This is a genomic window from Acidovorax sp. 210-6 (assembly GCF_010020825.1).
In the GTDB taxonomy this organism is placed as follows: Bacteria; Pseudomonadota; Gammaproteobacteria; order Burkholderiales; family Burkholderiaceae_C; genus Simplicispira; species Simplicispira sedimenti.
Window position 1 is genome coordinate 1,865,902 of the sequence record NZ_JAACJE010000001.1, and the last position, 15,442, is coordinate 1,881,343.

Consider the following 15,442-nt stretch of genomic DNA (forward strand, 5'->3'; position numbering starts at 1 on the left):
CGGATTCAAATATTTTTGTATCTGAATGTGCCTGAATGCGTGCGCTGGCTGCTATGGTTTTTGAAGCCGGTGCGCTCAGGCGCTGGCAGAGAAGCTCGAATACGCGGTCTCGTCCATCAGGCCGTCGAGCTGGGCGGGCTCGGACAGCTTGACCTTGAAGAACCAGCCCGCGCCCAGCGGGTCGGAGTTGGCCAGCGACGGGTCGGCGCGCAGTGCCTCGTTCACTTCCACCACCTCTCCCGAAACGGGCATGTACACATCGGCAGCAGCCTTCACGGACTCGACCACGCCGGCCACGTCGCCCTGGGCAAACGTGGTGCCCACGGCGGGCAAGTCCACGAACACCACGTCACCCAGGGCGTCCTGGGCGTGCAGCGTGATGCCGACCACGGCAGCGTTGGCATCAGCGGCGTTGATCCACTCGTGGTCTTTGGAATATTTGATGGTCATGGGAAAAGCTCCTGAAAGATGAAGGGAATCCGGAATGTAGCCTGCGCCAGGGGCGTTAGCCGCGGTAGTAGCGCGTGGGCACGAAGGGGGTGGCGCAGACTTCCATGGGCACGGCCTTGCCGCGCACGATGGCGTTGACGCGCGTGCCGATGGCGGCATGCTGGGCGTCCACATAGGCCAGGGCGATGGGCTTGTCGAAGCTGGGGCCGAGCAGGCCGCTGGTGACTTCGCCGATCTTCTGGCCGCCTTCGCTCTGCAGCTCGGTGTGCTCGCGCACGGGCACGCGCTCCAGGGCCACCAGGCCCACGCGCTTGCGCGCCACGCTGGCCGGGTTGTCGAGCTGGGCCAGCACCTTGTCGGCACCAGGGAAGCCGCCCGCGCGCGCGCCGCCGGTGCGGCGCACCTTCTGCATGGCCCAGTTCAGCGCGGCCTCCACGGGCGTGGTCGTGGTGTCGATGTCGTTGCCGTAGAGGCACAGGCCGGCCTCCAGGCGCAGCGAGTTGCGTGCGCCCAGGCCGATGGGCTTGACCTCGGGTTGTGCCAGCAGCGCGCGCGCCAGGGTGTCGGCCTGCGCGGCGGGCACGGAGATCTCGAAGCCGTCTTCGCCGGTGTAGCCGCTGCGCGTAACGAAGCAGTCGCAGCCCGCAATCTGGAAGTTGCCGCCGGTCATGAACACCAGCTTCTCCACGCCGGGCGCCAGGCGTGCCAGGGCCATGGCCGCCTGCGGGCCCTGCAGGGCGAGCAGGGCATGGTCGGGCAGCGGAACCACCTGGCAGCGCTGGCCGATGCGCGCCTGGATGTGGGCGATGTCGCCCACCTTGCAGGCGCCGTTGACGATGACGAACAGCTCGTCCTGCGCCACGCGGAAGAACATCAGGTCGTCGATGATGCCGCCCTCGTCGTTGAGCAGCAGGCCGTAGCGCTGCTTGCCCACGGGCAGGTCGATCACGTCCACGGGCATCAGGCTCTCGAAGGCGGCAGCAGCATCGGGGCCGACCAGGCGCAACTGGCCCATGTGCGAGACGTCGAACAGGCCGGCTTTCTCCCGCGTGTGCAGGTGCTCGGCCATCAGGCCCGCAGGGTATTGCACGGGCATGGAGTAACCGGCGAACGGCACCATGCGGGCGCCCAGTTCGATGTGCAGCGCGTTGAGGGGCGTGGTGAGCAGGGGTGCGGCGGCAGGTGCGGACATAACAACTCCAGGGCAAATGGGGGCCGTGGCACCAATGCCACGGGATTTGCCCTGCTGTCCGCTTTACCTGAGAGATTCACCGCTGCGCCCTGGCTGGCCCGCGCGGCTTGCTCCTTCGGTGGGTGGCCTGTGCGTTGCGCGCGGCCACCTCTCTCCAGCAAGGGAACGCCCGCATCCCTGCGGGCGGTTGCCAGTCCTTTTGCCTGAGCGTTCGGCGGGTGCCTGCGCCTTCGGCGGTGCTGCTCGCGGGTGGCGGAGCACTCTCTCCTGACGAAGGCGCGATTCTACCTGCAATGCCTGCTGCGCCGCAGGGATTTTTGCCTCCAGCCACCGCGGGGCAGGCTCCAAAAGCAAGCGCCCCGACTGGCGGTAACCAGCCGGGGCCTTGGTATTTCATGCGTTCCGGTAAGAGCGCCTTAATGCAGCAAAGTATGCCAGCAGGTTGGCAGACAAATTTGCTTTGTTTTCAGTCTTTGGTCCGATTTGCAGCAAAATTTGCTTCATGGCAGCGTTGTGCCAAATAATCCACCGCATGGACCGTCTCGACAAAAAAATCCTCGCCGTACTGCAGGCCAACGCCCGCGCCAGCCTGCAAGAGATTGGCCAGGCCGTGGGCCTGAGCCCCTCGCCCTGCTGGAGCCGCATCAAGAAGATGGAGGATTCCGGGGTGATCGAGGGCTACACCGTGCGCCTCAATCCCCAGGCGCTGGACCTGTCCGACACGGTGCTGGTGCAGGTCACACTCGACAGCCATTCCGACAACACGCTGGAGAAATTTGGCGAACTGCTGGCCAGCATTCCCGAGGTGATCGAGGCGCACCTGGTGTCGGGCGACTACGACTACCTGCTGCGCGTGGTGGTGAAGGACACGCGCGACTACGAGCGCCTGCTGCGTGAGAAGCTTTACAAGATCAAGGGCATCCGCCACAGCCGCTCCAGCTTTGTGCTGCGCACGCTGAAGAAGGCCGATCTGCCGCTGTCCGTGGCTTGATATCCAATAAAAAAATAGCTGCTGGCGCTTGCAGGTAAAGCGCGAGCAGCTATCGTTTTGATAGTGTGGTGGCGGGCGATCCGGTGTCAGCCCAGCAACAAGGCGTCGTCGGCCAGCTTCTCGCCGCGCACCTTTTCGAACATGTGCAGCAAGTCGGGCACGTCCAGGCGCCTGCGTTCGTCACCCGACACATCCAGCACCACCTGGCCCTGGTGCAGCATCACGGTGCGCTCGCCCACGTCGAGGGCCTGGCGCATGCTGTGCGTCACCATCATGGTGGTGAGCTTTTGCTCGGCCACGATGCGCTCGGTCAGGCGCAGCACGAAGTCGGCGGTGCGCGGGTCGAGTGCGGCGGTGTGCTCGTCGAGCAACAGGATGCGCGAGGGCTGCAGCGCCGCCATCAGCAGGCTCACGGCCTGGCGCTGGCCGCCCGAGAGCAGGCCAATGCGGTCGGTCAGGCGGTTTTCCAGCCCCAGGCCCAGCGTGGCCAGGCGCTCGCGAAAGCCTTCGCGCATGGACGCCTTGACGGCGCGGCCCAGGTTGCGGAACGTGCCGCGGCGCTGTGCCAGCGCCATGTTCTCTTCGATGGTGAGGTCTTCGCAGGTGCCGGCCATCGGGTCCTGGAAGACGCGGGCCACGCGCTCGGCACGGGCCCACACGGGCATGCGCGTGACGTCCACGCCATCGATGGCGATGCGGCCGCTGTCCACCGTCTGGTCGCCCGAGATGGCGTTGAGAAAGGTGGACTTGCCGGCGCCATTGGAGCCGATGACGGTGACGAATTGCCCGGCCGGAATGTCCAGCGACATGCCGCGCAATGCGCGGGTTTCGATCGGCGTGCCGGGGTTGAAGGTGATTTCGAGGTGTTGGGCGCTCAGCATGGGGCTCTTTCGGTGCGCGGGTTCAGGACGGCTTGCGCTTGGCGAACTTGCGCTTGAGCTGCGGAATCACCAGCGCCACGGCCACCAGCACGGCGGTGACCAGGTTCAGGTCTTGTGCCTTGAGGCCGATGAAGTCGCTGTTGAGCGCCAGGGCAATGAAGAAGCGGTAGGCGATGGCGCCAATGATCACCGCCAGCGTGGCATAAATCAGGCGGCGCGAGGGCAGGATGCTCTCGCCCACGATCACGGCAGCCAGGCCGATGACGATGGTGCCGATGCCCATGGAAATGTCCGAGCCGCCCTGCGTCTGCGCAAACAGCGCACCCGCCAGGCCCACCAGCCCGTTGGAGATGGCCATGCCCAGCAGCAGCATGGCGCCGGTGTTCACGCCCTGCGCGCGGGCCATGCGTGCGTTCGAGCCGGTGGCGCGAATGGCCAGGCCGCGTTCGGTGGCAAAGAACCAGTCCAGCAGCAGCTTGGCGGCCACCACGATGACGGCGAGGATCAGCGGGCGTGCAATGTAGTCCTGCATGCCTTCGGGCTGCAGCAGCACGAACAGCGTGGGGTCGTTGATGAGCGGCACGTTGGGCCCGCCCATGATGCGCAGGTTGATGGAGTACAGCGCAATCATCATCAATATGCTGGCCAGCAGGTCCATGATCTTGAGCTTGACGTTGAGCCAGCCGGTAATCAGCCCGGCCACGGCGCCAGCCGCCGTGGCGGCCAGTGTGGCCACCCAGGCATTGGTGCCAGTGGAAATCAGAATGGCGCAGACGGCGCCCCCCAGCGGAAAGCTGCCATCCACCGTGAGGTCAGGAAAGCGCAGCAGCCGGAACGAAATGAAAACGCCCAGGGCCACCAGGCTGAAGATCAGGCCGATTTCAACGGCGCCGAGCAGGGAAAAGAAGGACATGGGCAGCGGGGCCAGCAAGGGGAAAAACAAAGCAGGAGCCACGCGGGGCATGGCTCCTGCCGGAGGGGGCGGGCATGCGCCCAGCCCTGCAGCTCGGGGTGTTTACTGCACCACTTGCGCGGCCGACTTGACCAGCGCGTCAGACAGCTTCACGCCCTGCTTTTCGGCAGCGCCGGGGTTCACGAACAGCTCCATCTTGGTGCTGATCTCGGGCTTGATGTCGCCGGGCTTTTCACCCTTGAGGATGCGCGCCACCATGCGGCCGGTCTGCTCGCCCAGGTCGCGGTAATTGATGCCGAAGGCGGCGATGGCGCCGCGCTTGACGCTGTCGGTGTCGGATGCCACCAGCGGAATCTTGGCGTCCTGGCCCACCTTCACCAGCGCCTCGTAGGCCGACACCACGTTGTTGTCCGTGCTGGTGTAGATCACATCGACCTTGCCGATCAGGCTGCGTGCGGCGCTGCTCACGTCCACCGAGCGGGGCGCTGCGGCTTCCACCAGCGTCATGCCCAGCTTGGGCAGCAGGGTCTGCAGTTGCTTGACCACGACCACCGAGTTGGCTTCGCCGGGGTTGTAGACCACGCCCACGCGCTTGGCGTTGGGCACCACCTGCTTGACCAGCTCCATCTGCTTGTCCAGTGCCAGCAGGTCGGACACGCCGGTCACGTTGCCGCGCGATGGCTCCCAGTCTTTGACTAGCTTGGCGGCCACGGGGTCGGTCACGGCGGAGAAGACCACGGGCACCGTTTTGGTTGCAGCGATCACGGCCTGGGCCGAAGGCGTGGCAATGGCCACGATGGCGTCAGGATTGTCACCCACGAACTTGCGGGCAATTTGTGCAGCCGTGCCGGTGTTGCCCTGGGCGCTTTGGTACTGCCACTTCAGGTTTTTGCCGGACTCGAAGCCTGCTTCCTTCAGGGCTGCCTGCACGCCGTCGCGCACGGAGTCGAGGGCGGGGTGTTCCACGATGGCGGTCACTGCCACGGATTTTTGCTGGGCGCTGGCGGGGGCGATGGCGGCGACTGCCAGGGCGAGGGCACCCAGGGACATCCAGGGCAATTGCTTCATGTTCATCTTCGGGGACTTTCGGAGGGTTGGAGAAAGGGAACCACGGGCGCGGCAGGTGGCCTAGGGTTTACCCGTGAGTTTACTGCGGTGGGTTGTTACCGATGGATGAGAGCGAATCCCCGGCGCTGGGGGTCGGGTTTTGATGGGGGCCGTGCAGCGCTGCGAGATGAAAAAAGAAAAGGGCCTGCAACGCAGGCCCCTTCAGCGCGAAGCGCTATGGTTTTTGATTACATGCCCGAATAGTTGGGCCCGCCGCCCCCCTCGGGCGTGACCCACACGATGTTCTGCGTCGGGTCCTTGATGTCGCAGGTCTTGCAGTGCACGCAGTTCTGCGCGTTGATCTGCAGCCGCTTGTCGCTGCCGTCGCCCACAAACTCGTACACCCCGGCCGGGCAGTAGCGTGCCTCGGGGCCAGCGTACTTCGCCAGGTTGATCTTCACCGGCACGCTGGCGTCCTTGAGCGTCAGGTGCGCCGGTTGGTTCTCTTCGTGGTTGGTGTTGCTGATGAACACGCTGCTCAAGCGGTCGAAGGTCAGCTTGCCGTCGGGCTTGGGGTACTCGATGGGCTTGCACTCGCTGGCGGGCTTGAGGTACTGGTGGTCGGCCTTGTCACGGTGCAGCGTCCAGGGCATGTGCCCGCGCAGCACGAACTGCTCGAAGCCGTTCATCAGCGTGGCGGTGGTCAGGCCGTACTTGAACCAGTTCTTGAAGTTGCGGTCCTTGTTCAGCTCGGTGTAGAGCCAGCTTTCCTCGAAGGCCTTGGGGTAGGCGCTGAGTTCGTCGTGCTGGCGCCCTGCGGCCACGGCCTCGTAGGCGGCTTCGCCTGCGAGCATGCCGGTCTTGATGGCAGCGTGGCTGCCCTTGATGCGGCTGACATTGAGGTAGCCCGCGTCGCAGCCGATGAGCGCGCCGCCGGGGAACACGGTCTTGGGCAGGGAGTTCAGGCCGCTGGCGTTGATGGCGCGCGCGCCATAGGACAGGCGCTTGGCCGTGACTTCGCCCTGCTCGTTCTCGAAGTAGTAGCGGATGTTGGGGTGGGTCTTCCAGCGCTGGAATTCCTCGAACGGGCTCAGGTAGGGGTTGGTGTAGCCCAGGCCGGTGACGAAGCCCACGGCCACCTTGTTGCCTTCCAGGTGGTACAGGAAGGCGCCGCCGTAGGTGTCGTTCTCCATGGGCCAGCCGGCGGTGTGCATCACAAAGCCGGGCTGGTGTTTCTTGGGGTCGATTTCCCACAGTTCCTTGATGCCGATGCCAAAGCTCTGCGGGTCGCGCCCTGCGTCGAGCTGGTACTTGGCGATGACTTGTTTGCCCAGGTGGCCGCGTGCGCCTTCGGCAAAGATGGTGTATTTGCCCAGCAGTTCCATGCCGAGCTGGAAGTTGTCGGTGGGCTCGCCGTCCTTGCCGATGCCCATATTGCCGGTGGCCACGCCCTTGACGGAACCGTCATCGTTGTAGAGCACTTCGGCGGCGGTGAAGCCGGGGAAGATTTCCACGCCGAGGGCCTCGGCCTGTTCGCCCAGCCACTTGGTGACCGCGCCCAGGCTGACGATGTAGTTGCCGTGGTTGTGCGCAAACGGCGGCAGGAACATGTTGGGCACGCGAAAGGCCGAGCGCTCGCTCAAAAAGCTGTAGGCGTCGTCGGTGACGGGCTGGTTCAGGGGGGCACCCTTTTCTTTCCAGTCGGGGATGAGTTCGGTCAGCGCCTTGGGGTCCATGATGGCGCCCGAGAGAATGTGCGCGCCGGGCTCCGAGCCTTTTTCCAGCACCACGACCGAGACGTCCTGGCCGCGCTCTGCTGCCAGTTGCTTGATGCGGATCGCTGTGGACAGGCCCCCTGGGCCCCCACCAACGACCACCACGTCGTATTCCATGGCCTCGCGCGGGCCAAACTGGGCGAGGATTTCTTCGTTTGTCATGTGCTTCTCGTCGGGCGTTTGATAATGGGGCAGATTGTCTGCAAACAGGGGGCACAGCCACTGTCCGGCGGGTGACTGATTGTATGCAAGGAATACAGACAATCGAACGACCGTTCTATTTTGTTCAGTGGAGGGACTCTAAATGGCCTACAACATCGATCTGTCCGGTCGCATTGCCTTTGTCACCGGCGCGTCCAGCGGCCTGGGTGCGCAGTTTGCCCGAACCCTGGCGCGTGCCGGCGCAGGGGTGGTGCTGGCGAGCCGCCGTATCGAAAAACTCAAGGAGCTGCGCGCACGCATCGAAGGCGAGGGCGGCGACGCCCATGTGGTCGAACTGGACGTGACCGATCACGACTCCATCAAGGCCGCCGTGGCGCACGCCGAGACCGAAATGGGCTCGATCGACATCCTGGTCAACAACTCGGGCGTGAGCACCACGCAGCGCCTGCAGGATGTCGCGCCGGAGGACTACGACTACGTCTTCGACACCAACGTCAAGGGCGCATTCTTCGTCGCGCAAGAGGTGGGCAAGCGCATGCTGGCGCGCTCGCAGGGCGCGGCGCCGGGCAGCTTTACCGGTGGGCGCATCATCAACGTGGCGTCCATGGCGGGGCTCAAGGTGCTGCCGCAGATTGGGGTGTACTGCATGAGCAAGGCCGCCGTGGTGCACATGACGCGCGCCATGGCCATGGAGTGGGGGCGCTTTGGCATCAACACCAACGCCGTCTGCCCCGGCTACATCGACACCGAGATCAACCACCACCACTGGAACACCGAGCAGGGCAAGAAGCTCATGGCCATGCTGCCGCGCAAGCGTGTGGGCCAGCCGCAGGATCTGGATGCGCTCATCGTCATGCTGGCCAGCGACCAGAGCCACTTCATCAACGGCGCCATCATTGCGGCGGACGACGGATTCGCGGTATGAAGATTGCGCTACCCGAGCAGCGCAAGCTGGTGCATGACATGGTGCTGTCCATTCGCTGGGGCGACATGGACGCCATGGGGCACGTGAACAACACGGTGTATTTCCGCTACATGGAGACGGTGCGCATCGAGTGGATGCGTGCCGTGGGATGCGACCCCGACCCGCAAGGACAGGGGCCGGTCATCGTCAACGCTTTCTGCAACTTCTACCGGCAACTTGAGTATCCGGGCGATGTGCGGGTCAAGCTGTATGTCAGCGACCCTGGGCGCACCACCTTCGAGACCTGGTGCACCATGGAGCGCACCGATCAGCCCGGCGTGGTCTGCGCCGAAGGCGGGGCCACCACCATCTGGGTGGACTTTCCGCAGCAAAAAGCCGAGACCCTGCCCGACTGGATGCGGGCACTGGTGACCCCGTGATTTGAAGCATTTTTGGCTACTAGCGCCCTGAAATAGGGCGCTAGTAGCTATCAAATAAATAGCATCACTTCTGCCTGGGCACCCGGCCCATCAGGTAGAACTCGGGGTTGGGCTGCATGCCTGCAAAACTGGCCATGCGGTTGGACAGACCAAAGAAAGCCGTGATGGCGGCGATGTCCCAGATGTCCTCATCGTCCAGGCCGTGGGCGTGCAGGGCGCTGAAGTCGGCGTCCTCGATTTCGTGCGAGCGCAGGCACACCTTCATGGCGAAGTCGAGCATGGCGCGTTGGCGCGGCGTGATGTCGGCCTTGCGGTGGTTCACGGCCACCTGGTCGGCCACCATCGGCTTCTTCTCGTAGATGCGCAGGATGGCGCCATGCGCCACCACGCAGTACAGGCACTGGTTGGCGGCGCTGGTGGCGGTCACGATCATTTCGCGGTCGCCCTTGGTCAGGTGGCCTTCCTCCTTGAGCATCAGGGCATCGTGGTAGGCAAAAAAGGCGCGCCACTCCGCGGGTCGGCGGGCAAATGCCAGAAACACGTTGGGAATGAAACCCGCCTTTTCCTGCACCTCCAGGATGCGGGTGCGGATGTCTTCGGGCAGGTCGTCCAGTGCGGGGAAGGGGTAGCGTGGGCTCATGGTGGTCGTGTGCTTCAAGGTGAGGGGGAAAGAAACCATGATACGTTTCCTGCCGAATCATCCCACCCCAAAACCATAGGAACACAGCACCATGAACGCAGCACAGCAGCAGCAATACGACCAGGGCCTGACCACGCGCAAGCAGGTCATGGGCGAGGACTTTGTGGCCCGCGCCCTGGCCGGGATCACACCGTTCACCGCACCCATCCAGGAGCACATCACGCGCGCGGCTTGGGGCGACGTGTGGCAGCGCGACGGCCTGGACCGCAAGACGCGCAGCCTGGTCACTGTGGCCATGCTCACGGCCCTGGGGCGCCCGAACGAGCTCAAGGGCCATGTGCGCGGTGCGCTGAACAATGGCGCCTCGGTGCAGGAAATCCAGGAAGTGCTGCTGCACGCGGCCATATACTGCGGCGTGCCGTCTGCGGTGGATGCGTTCCGCGCCGCCGCCGAGGTGGTGGAGCCCGCTGCGCCGCGCTGAAGTTCCACAGCACAGGGCCGCAGGCGCTGCGGCGCGGTTTACGCGCCCGCCAGCAGCTTGTGCACCAGGTCGGCCGCGGTGGAGGCGCCGTACTTGCGCATGAGCCGGGCGCGGTAGATCTCCACCGTGCGGTGGCTGATGCCCAGGGCCTTGCCGATCTCCTTGGACGTAAGCCCTTCGAGCACGCGCGCCGCCACTTCGCGCTCGCGCCCCGTCAGCTCTGCCTTGACGGGGCGCTGCGAGCTCAAATCCTCGAAGCTCCAGATGCCCGAGGCGTGCGGCGCTTCACGGTTGAGGGCGCGGCCCGACACATGGCACCAGAACAGCTCGCCGCTCGCGCGTTTCATGATGCGGTTGTCCGCATACCAGCCCTTGGCGTTGAGGATGGGTGCCATGCGTGCACCCAGGCGCTCGTACTCCTCGGCGCTGGGGTAGAGCATCTGGAACGACTGGCCCAGCAGCAGCTCGCGCGAGCAGCCGAACATCTCGCACACATGGGCGTTGCAGTCCACCATGGTGCGGTTGCGCGACAGGATCAGCCCCACAGGAGCCAGTTCGAAGGCAAGGCGGTAATCCACATCCATAGTGCAAATCTTTACGGAAAACTACTTAATCAAATAAGTAGTATCGTAGCGCATCCCTACTGATGAGGAGACTCTCGTGAACAAGGTATTTCCTTCGGCGGCCGCGGCCCTTGAGGGCGTGGTGGCAGACGGCCAGTTGCTGGCCGTGGGTGGTTTCGGGCTGTGCGGCATTCCCGAGGCACTGATCGATGCGCTGCGCGATTCGGGGGTGAAGAACCTCACCGTCATCTCCAACAACGCCGGTGTCGATGGTTTCGGCCTGGGCAAACTGCTGGAGACGCGCCAGATCAAGAAGATGATCTCCAGCTACGTGGGCGAGAACAAGGAGTTCGAGCGCCAATACCTGGCGGGCGAGTTGGAGCTGGAATTCACCCCCCAGGGCACGCTGGCAGAAAAGCTGCGTGCGGGTGGCGCGGGCATCCCGGCCTTCTTCACCAAGACCGGCGTGGGCACCCTGGTGGCCGACGGCAAGGAACTGCGCGAATTCGACGGCGAAACCTATGTGATGGAGCGCGCCCTGGTGCCCGAGGTGGCGCTCATCAAGGCCGACGTGGCCGACATGTCGGGCAACCTGCGCTTTCACCTGACGGCGCGCAACTTCAACCCTGCTGCGGCCATGGCCGGCAAGATCTGCATCGTCGAGGTGGAACGCGTCGTTGCCACGGGCGACATTGCACCCGACGACGTGCACCTGCCCGGCATCTACGTGCACCGCATCGTGCACAACCCCACGCCCGAAAAGCGCATCGAAAAGCGCACCACCCGCGACCGCAAAGTGTGAGGAGAACACCATGCCCTGGACCCAAGACCAAATGGCGGCGCGTGCCGCACAGGAACTGCAGGACGGCTTCTACGTGAACCTGGGGATCGGCATCCCCACGCTGGTGGCCAACCATGTGCCTGACCACATCGAGGTGTGGCTGCAGAGCGAGAACGGCATGCTGGGTATCGGCCCCTTCCCCTACGAGGACGAGGTGGACGCCGACCTGATCAATGCCGGCAAGCAGACGGTGACCACCATCAAGGGCTCGTCGATCTTCGGCAGCCACGAGAGCTTCGCCATGATCCGTGGAGGCAAGATCAACCTGTCCATCCTGGGCGCCATGCAGGTCACCGACAAGGGCGACCTGGCCAACTGGATGATTCCCGGCAAGATGGTCAAGGGCATGGGCGGTGCCATGGATCTGGTGGCCGGCGTCAAGCGCGTGATCGTGCTCATGGAGCATGTGGCCAAGAAGAAGGACGGCACCGAAGACCTCAAGATCCTTCCGAAATGCACGCTGCCCCTCACGGGTCAGGGCGTGGTGGACCGCATCATCACCGACCTGGCGGTTATGGACGTGACCCCGCAAGGCCTCAAGGTGGTGGAGCTGGCACCGGAAGTGAGCCTGGAGTTCCTGCAGTCCAAGACGGGCGTGCCTCTGGTGCAATGAGCGCGACTTCTTGAGGTGCATCAAAAATGGCCCGCTGACGCGGGCATTTTTGTGTCAGCACCCGGCAAGGCCTGAGGCTATATTCCAACGAATGCACCCGGCGCACATCCATGACAGACACTTTGCTTGATATCGGCGACAGCGCGCACAACAGCCCCCACTACCTGCGCATCGTGACGGACATGGCCGAGCGTTGTCCTGTGGTCACCCAGGATGCCATCTACAGCGAAAGCGGCATCAAACTCGTCGACAAGGGAGCGCGAATCGACAGTCGGCTCTACGACCGACTGGTGCAACACAAGCTGCGCGAACCGCTGGACGCCCACCTTTCGGTGGAGAACGCGGTGGGTGTGGAGTATCTTCATCAAACTGCGGTGCAGATGCTGGAGTCGGATCCCCTGCCGATGCTGCTTCGTCAGGCGCTGGGTGATGGGCGCAAGTTGACGGAGCCGCTGCGCCACCTGCCGCTGACCCAACCCGTCGCCTTCAAGCTGACGGTGATGCGCGAGCAGATGCCGAATCTTTTTCTGCACAGCCTGCAGATGGCACTGGTGTCGCTGTATCTGGGGGTGCGCAGCGGTCTTGAGTCGCACCAGCTGACGTCTCTGGCGGCCGCCGCGCTCTTGCATGATCTAGGTGCACTGCACATGGATCCTTCCTGGCGTGATCCGCGCCACAAGGTGACCGGTCCGTCGCGCAAACACCTGATTGCCCATCCGATCACGGCCATGCTGATGGTGCGTGATGCCAAGGTGTACAGCCGCGCCGTGGAGGTGGCAGTGCTGGAACACCACGAACGCATGGATGGCTCTGGCTATCCCCGTGGTCTGGCCGGCAAGGACATTTCCGTCATGGGGCAGATTCTTCTGCTCGCGGAAGTGGTCACCGCCTTCTATGAAAAATACCTCGACAGCCCTGCACAGCAGCTCTCGCTGGTGCTGAGGCTCAATCATCGCAAGTTTCCGGGAGGGCTCGTGGCCCATGTCCTGGCTCTGGGGGATGATGAAAACGACGGACAAGTCCAGTCCGCCTTGCCCCAAGGGAATCAGATCGGTGCCTTGGCCAGCCAGTTGGCCAAGGCGTTTGCCCAGTGGGAGCAGCTCAAGAAGTCGCTCCCGCAGGAATTGGCGCATAGTCCCGGTGGCGGGCCTGTGGGCTATGTGGAGAACAGCCTGCTGATGCTCAAGCGGGCCCTCACTGAAGCGGGAGCACACCCCGACCACCATGGCGCGCTGCTGGAGCAGTTGCAGGGCGACGAGCAAGGCTTGTCTGAACTGGCCTATGTGGTGCGAGAGGCCATGTGGCAGCTGGAGCACATTGTCTATGGCTGCCAGCGCCGCTGGCATGCCGATTTGGAGGAACGATCCAGCCCCGCGGCGCTGGCGGCGGCGCAGTGGTGTGAATGGGTCCGTTCCTTGCAGGGCGAGTGATGCGTGCCGGTTCGCGCGCGCATCCCCCCCCCCATTGCCGCCGTGCACAACCCCCGCCGCCCTGATGTGCTGCCCATGCGGGCAGGCGTCAGCCCCAGCTGCGTGGTGCTGCCCTCCCGCGGCAGCGGCACCATGCTGGACTATCTGGCGCAGCGCATACCGGCAGTCACGCGCGAGGAGTGGGCGCAGCGCATGGAGCAGGGCGATGTTGTCGATGAGCGTGGCACCCACGTCACCCCCACGCGGGCCTTCGAGCGGGGTATCCGCCTGTACTACTACCGCTGGCTCGACCAGGAGCCTTGCATCCCCTTCGAAGAAACGGTGCTCTACCAGGACGCCCACTTGCTGGTGGCCGACAAGCCGCATTTCATGCCCGTCACTCCCACGGGCCGCTATCTGCACCACAGCCTGCTGGTGCGCCTGAAGCACCGGCTGCAGTTGCCTGAACTCTCGCCGCTGCACCGCATCGACCGCGACACCGCGGGGTTGGTGCTTTTTTCGGTGCAACGGGCCACACGGGGGCTGTACCAGGGCCTGTTCCGCGATCGCGCCATCACCAAGCACTACGAGGCGGTGGCGCCCTGGCGTGAAGGTCTGGCGTTGCCGCCCGAATACCGCAGCCGACTGGAGGAAAGCCCGCAGTTCTTCCGTATGCACGAAGTGCCTGGCGAACCCAACAGCCACACCCGCATCCAGGTGCTGGAGGTGGGGCAGGGCTGGGCACGCTACCGCCTGGAGCCCGTCACCGGCAAGCGCCACCAGTTGCGCGTGCACATGGCCGCGCTGGGCCTGCCCCTGCGCAATGATGCCTTCTACCCCGAGGTGAACGACCCGCCAGAGGGCGACTACTCCCGCCCCTTGCAACTGCTGGCCCGGTGGCTGGAATTCTCGGATCCCCTGACGGGCGAACCCCGGCGCTTCCTGAGTCAGCGGCAGTTGGAACCCTTGTGACCCGCAGCAGGCATGCCCACGTCAAGGGAGGCTAGGGCTGGAATTGCTGCGCAGCGGCGCGACCCTCGGTCGACAGGTAGGGCCACAGCTGCTTCCAGCTCAGGGGCACTTCGTCATTGCAGGCACGCATGGCGTGGAAGAAGTCGGTGTTGAACACCAGGCCCTTTGCCGAAGGGTAGGGCGCCTGCACGCTCATCAGGTCGAGCACTTCGCGGCAATCGTCGCCTTCGGCGTTGCGTGGGTGCAGTCGGGTGATCAGGCGCTTCAGGCCCGACGCAATGGGCTGGCCTGACTTGCTTGCGTGGGCAATGAGGGACTTTTCCCCGCCTTGCAGCCAGGCCCAGGTGTCCACCGCACGTCCCTTGTGCCACGACCAGGTGATGGTGGACAAGGACGAGGAGCCATGGGCGCCGCCGCAGAAGATCTCGGGCATGCTGTCTTGCAGCACGAGGTAGGCATCCGTCCACAGCACTGGCGTGAGGGTGCTGCCGATGGGCTCGTCCGAACCCATGAATCCCCGCGAGCCGCGCGCGGCGCTGCAGTCGTAGGACAGCACCGACTGGCGACGAAGCCATTGCATCGCCATGTGATTCAGCGCCTTGGCATGGGGCAGTTCGGCCGGCACCTGGAGCGTGGTGGCTTCCTCGCTGGACACGGTCTGGTAGGGGCGACCGCCGATGTCGGCAGGTTCGCGCTTCAGGCGCATCGCTGCGAGGAGCGGTTCGTAAAAGGCGGGCTCGCAGTCCCCACCCAACGGGGCCGATTCTGTGGCAGGCGTGGGTATCGCCTTGCGCAGGGAGATGGGCTGGGCCTTGCCCTTGTCCTGTGCCGTCCAGGTGCCGGTGATCTGTGTGGGCGAGGTGGCCTGCAGCATCCAGCGGCCGCTGATACGACTTTCTCCATTGGGGCCGGGCACGGTTTCATCCAGCCTGAAATCGCCCGTTTTCCATGCTTGGGCAATGGCCTGGGGGTTGTCTCTGGGATCGACAGCGCCCTGGGGCGGCATCAGTGCGATGTTCCGGCGGTGGCGCAGGTAGTAGTACTGCGCCTGGCTGTCGTCAGTCAAACAAACCATCACCGGGGCCTGGCCGATGGTTCCTTTCCAGGCGCCTGTGGGCTTATCCTGGGCATGTGCGGCGACAGCCAGCCAAGCCGCGCCAAGGACCCA

17 protein-coding genes and 2 riboswitches are annotated in these 15,442 nt (G+C 64.4%); of the genes, 8 read left to right on the plus strand and 9 right to left on the minus strand.

Annotation, left to right across the window (positions count from 1 at the left end):
• Positions 1 to 75: 75 nt before the first annotated feature.
• Entirely contained in the window at positions 76 to 450 is a 375-nt protein-coding gene (gene gcvH, locus GWK50_RS08595; RefSeq protein ID WP_162016116.1) for a glycine cleavage system protein GcvH, read from the minus strand.
• A 55-nt stretch (positions 451 to 505) separates the two neighbouring features.
• The gene (gcvT, locus tag GWK50_RS08600) at positions 506 to 1,642 is read right to left on the minus strand and encodes a glycine cleavage system aminomethyltransferase GcvT (RefSeq protein WP_162016117.1); all 1,137 of its coding nucleotides are present in this window, start codon (positions 1,640 to 1,642) and stop codon (positions 506 to 508) included.
• A 44-nt stretch (positions 1,643 to 1,686) separates the two neighbouring features.
• Positions 1,687 to 1,810, minus strand: a riboswitch (glycine riboswitch).
• Between the two features lie 17 nt (positions 1,811 to 1,827).
• Positions 1,828 to 1,922, minus strand: a riboswitch (glycine riboswitch).
• Between the two features lie 252 nt (positions 1,923 to 2,174).
• On the opposite strand from gcvT, the gene GWK50_RS08605 reads away from it, so the two are divergent.
• On the plus strand, positions 2,175 to 2,633 hold the full coding sequence (locus GWK50_RS08605; protein ID WP_162016118.1) for an Lrp/AsnC family transcriptional regulator: 459 nt from the start codon (positions 2,175 to 2,177) through the stop codon (positions 2,631 to 2,633).
• Positions 2,634 to 2,719: 86 nt separating this feature from the next.
• Here GWK50_RS08605 and GWK50_RS08610 read toward each other — a convergent pair whose 3' ends face one another.
• The 4 genes from GWK50_RS08610 to GWK50_RS08625 all read right to left on the minus strand — a co-directional run bounded on the left by GWK50_RS08610 (position 2,720) and on the right by GWK50_RS08625 (position 7,411).
• Positions 2,720 to 3,514, minus strand: a complete 795-nt coding sequence (locus tag GWK50_RS08610; RefSeq protein WP_162016119.1) for an ABC transporter ATP-binding protein — start codon at positions 3,512 to 3,514, stop codon at positions 2,720 to 2,722.
• 22 nt (positions 3,515 to 3,536) lie between these two features.
• On the minus strand, positions 3,537 to 4,427 hold the full coding sequence (locus GWK50_RS08615; protein ID WP_142084410.1) for an ABC transporter permease: 891 nt from the start codon (positions 4,425 to 4,427) through the stop codon (positions 3,537 to 3,539).
• A 102-nt stretch (positions 4,428 to 4,529) separates the two neighbouring features.
• Positions 4,530 to 5,495: an ABC transporter substrate-binding protein gene (locus GWK50_RS08620; protein WP_162016120.1), complete on the minus strand. Its 966-nt coding sequence runs from the start codon at positions 5,493 to 5,495 to the stop codon at positions 4,530 to 4,532.
• A gap of 227 nt (positions 5,496 to 5,722) precedes the next feature.
• Positions 5,723 to 7,411, minus strand: coding sequence for an electron transfer flavoprotein-ubiquinone oxidoreductase (locus GWK50_RS08625; RefSeq protein ID WP_162016121.1), 1,689 nt, complete (start codon positions 7,409 to 7,411; stop codon positions 5,723 to 5,725).
• 142 nt (positions 7,412 to 7,553) lie between these two features.
• Here GWK50_RS08625 and GWK50_RS08630 point away from each other — a divergent pair, with 142 nt between their 5' ends.
• Both GWK50_RS08630 and GWK50_RS08635 read left to right on the plus strand, forming a co-directional pair.
• Positions 7,554 to 8,336, plus strand: coding sequence for an SDR family oxidoreductase (locus tag GWK50_RS08630; RefSeq protein WP_162016122.1), 783 nt, complete (start codon positions 7,554 to 7,556; stop codon positions 8,334 to 8,336).
• Entirely contained in the window at positions 8,333 to 8,755 is a 423-nt protein-coding gene (locus GWK50_RS08635; protein WP_162016123.1) for an acyl-CoA thioesterase, read from the plus strand. Before GWK50_RS08630 ends, GWK50_RS08635 begins: the two co-directional genes overlap by 4 nt.
• Positions 8,756 to 8,819: 64 nt before the next feature.
• Here the strand turns inward: GWK50_RS08635 and GWK50_RS08640 are convergent, their stop codons facing one another.
• Positions 8,820 to 9,395, minus strand: coding sequence for a peroxidase-related enzyme (locus GWK50_RS08640; protein WP_162018061.1), 576 nt, complete (start codon positions 9,393 to 9,395; stop codon positions 8,820 to 8,822).
• A 91-nt stretch (positions 9,396 to 9,486) separates the two neighbouring features.
• Between GWK50_RS08640 and pcaC the strand changes: the two genes are divergently transcribed.
• On the plus strand, positions 9,487 to 9,876 hold the full coding sequence (gene pcaC / locus GWK50_RS08645) for a 4-carboxymuconolactone decarboxylase (RefSeq protein ID WP_162016124.1): 390 nt from the start codon (positions 9,487 to 9,489) through the stop codon (positions 9,874 to 9,876).
• 38 nt (positions 9,877 to 9,914) lie between these two features.
• Here the strand turns inward: pcaC and GWK50_RS08650 are convergent, their stop codons facing one another.
• The gene (locus GWK50_RS08650; protein ID WP_162016125.1) at positions 9,915 to 10,460 is read right to left on the minus strand and encodes a PAS and helix-turn-helix domain-containing protein; all 546 of its coding nucleotides are present in this window, start codon (positions 10,458 to 10,460) and stop codon (positions 9,915 to 9,917) included.
• Positions 10,461 to 10,536: 76 nt separating this feature from the next.
• Between GWK50_RS08650 and GWK50_RS08655 the strand changes: the two genes are divergently transcribed.
• From GWK50_RS08655 to GWK50_RS08670, 4 genes are all read left to right on the plus strand, one after another.
• The gene (locus tag GWK50_RS08655) at positions 10,537 to 11,241 is read left to right on the plus strand and encodes a CoA transferase subunit A (protein ID WP_162016126.1); all 705 of its coding nucleotides are present in this window, start codon (positions 10,537 to 10,539) and stop codon (positions 11,239 to 11,241) included.
• Between the two features lie 10 nt (positions 11,242 to 11,251).
• Positions 11,252 to 11,893 carry a 3-oxoacid CoA-transferase subunit B gene (locus tag GWK50_RS08660; protein ID WP_162016127.1) on the plus strand — a complete coding sequence of 214 codons (642 nt, stop codon included), beginning with the start codon at positions 11,252 to 11,254 and terminating at the stop codon, positions 11,891 to 11,893.
• Between the two features lie 110 nt (positions 11,894 to 12,003).
• Complete coding sequence (locus tag GWK50_RS08665; protein ID WP_242455333.1) at positions 12,004 to 13,323, plus strand: HD domain-containing phosphohydrolase; 1,320 nt, start codon at positions 12,004 to 12,006, stop codon at positions 13,321 to 13,323.
• Between the two features lie 42 nt (positions 13,324 to 13,365).
• Positions 13,366 to 14,274, plus strand: a complete 909-nt coding sequence (locus tag GWK50_RS08670) for a pseudouridine synthase (protein WP_162016128.1) — start codon at positions 13,366 to 13,368, stop codon at positions 14,272 to 14,274.
• A 31-nt stretch (positions 14,275 to 14,305) separates the two neighbouring features.
• Here GWK50_RS08670 and GWK50_RS08675 read toward each other — a convergent pair whose 3' ends face one another.
• Positions 14,306 to 15,349, minus strand: coding sequence for a hypothetical protein (locus GWK50_RS08675; protein WP_162016129.1), 1,044 nt, complete (start codon positions 15,347 to 15,349; stop codon positions 14,306 to 14,308).
• Positions 15,350 to 15,442: the final 93 nt, after the last annotated feature.

Bases quoted from the DNA above. Each gene is read 5' to 3' on its own strand.
- GWK50_RS08630 (WP_162016122.1), top strand. From the start codon at position 7,554: ATGGCCTACAACATCGATCTGTCCGGTCGCATTGCCTTTGTCACCGGC.
- gcvH (WP_162016116.1), bottom strand. From the start codon at position 450: ATGACCATCAAATATTCCAAAGACCACGAGTGGATCAACGCCGCTGAT.
- GWK50_RS08665 (WP_242455333.1), top strand. From the start codon at position 12,004: ATGACAGACACTTTGCTTGATATCGGCGACAGCGCGCACAACAGCCCC.
- GWK50_RS08620 (WP_162016120.1), bottom strand. From the start codon at position 5,495: ATGAAGCAATTGCCCTGGATGTCCCTGGGTGCCCTCGCCCTGGCAGTC.
- GWK50_RS08640 (WP_162018061.1), bottom strand. From the start codon at position 9,395: ATGAGCCCACGCTACCCCTTCCCCGCACTGGACGACCTGCCCGAAGAC.
- GWK50_RS08605 (WP_162016118.1), top strand. From the start codon at position 2,175: ATGGACCGTCTCGACAAAAAAATCCTCGCCGTACTGCAGGCCAACGCC.
- GWK50_RS08675 (WP_162016129.1), bottom strand. From the start codon at position 15,349: ATGGTTTGTTTGACTGACGACAGCCAGGCGCAGTACTACTACCTGCGC.
- GWK50_RS08610 (WP_162016119.1), bottom strand. From the start codon at position 3,514: ATGCTGAGCGCCCAACACCTCGAAATCACCTTCAACCCCGGCACGCCG.
- GWK50_RS08635 (WP_162016123.1), top strand. From the start codon at position 8,333: ATGAAGATTGCGCTACCCGAGCAGCGCAAGCTGGTGCATGACATGGTG.
- GWK50_RS08615 (WP_142084410.1), bottom strand. From the start codon at position 4,427: ATGTCCTTCTTTTCCCTGCTCGGCGCCGTTGAAATCGGCCTGATCTTC.
- GWK50_RS08650 (WP_162016125.1), bottom strand. From the start codon at position 10,460: ATGGATGTGGATTACCGCCTTGCCTTCGAACTGGCTCCTGTGGGGCTG.
- gcvT (WP_162016117.1), bottom strand. From the start codon at position 1,642: ATGTCCGCACCTGCCGCCGCACCCCTGCTCACCACGCCCCTCAACGCG.
- GWK50_RS08625 (WP_162016121.1), bottom strand. From the start codon at position 7,411: ATGACAAACGAAGAAATCCTCGCCCAGTTTGGCCCGCGCGAGGCCATG.
- GWK50_RS08660 (WP_162016127.1), top strand. From the start codon at position 11,252: ATGCCCTGGACCCAAGACCAAATGGCGGCGCGTGCCGCACAGGAACTG.
- pcaC (WP_162016124.1), top strand. From the start codon at position 9,487: ATGAACGCAGCACAGCAGCAGCAATACGACCAGGGCCTGACCACGCGC.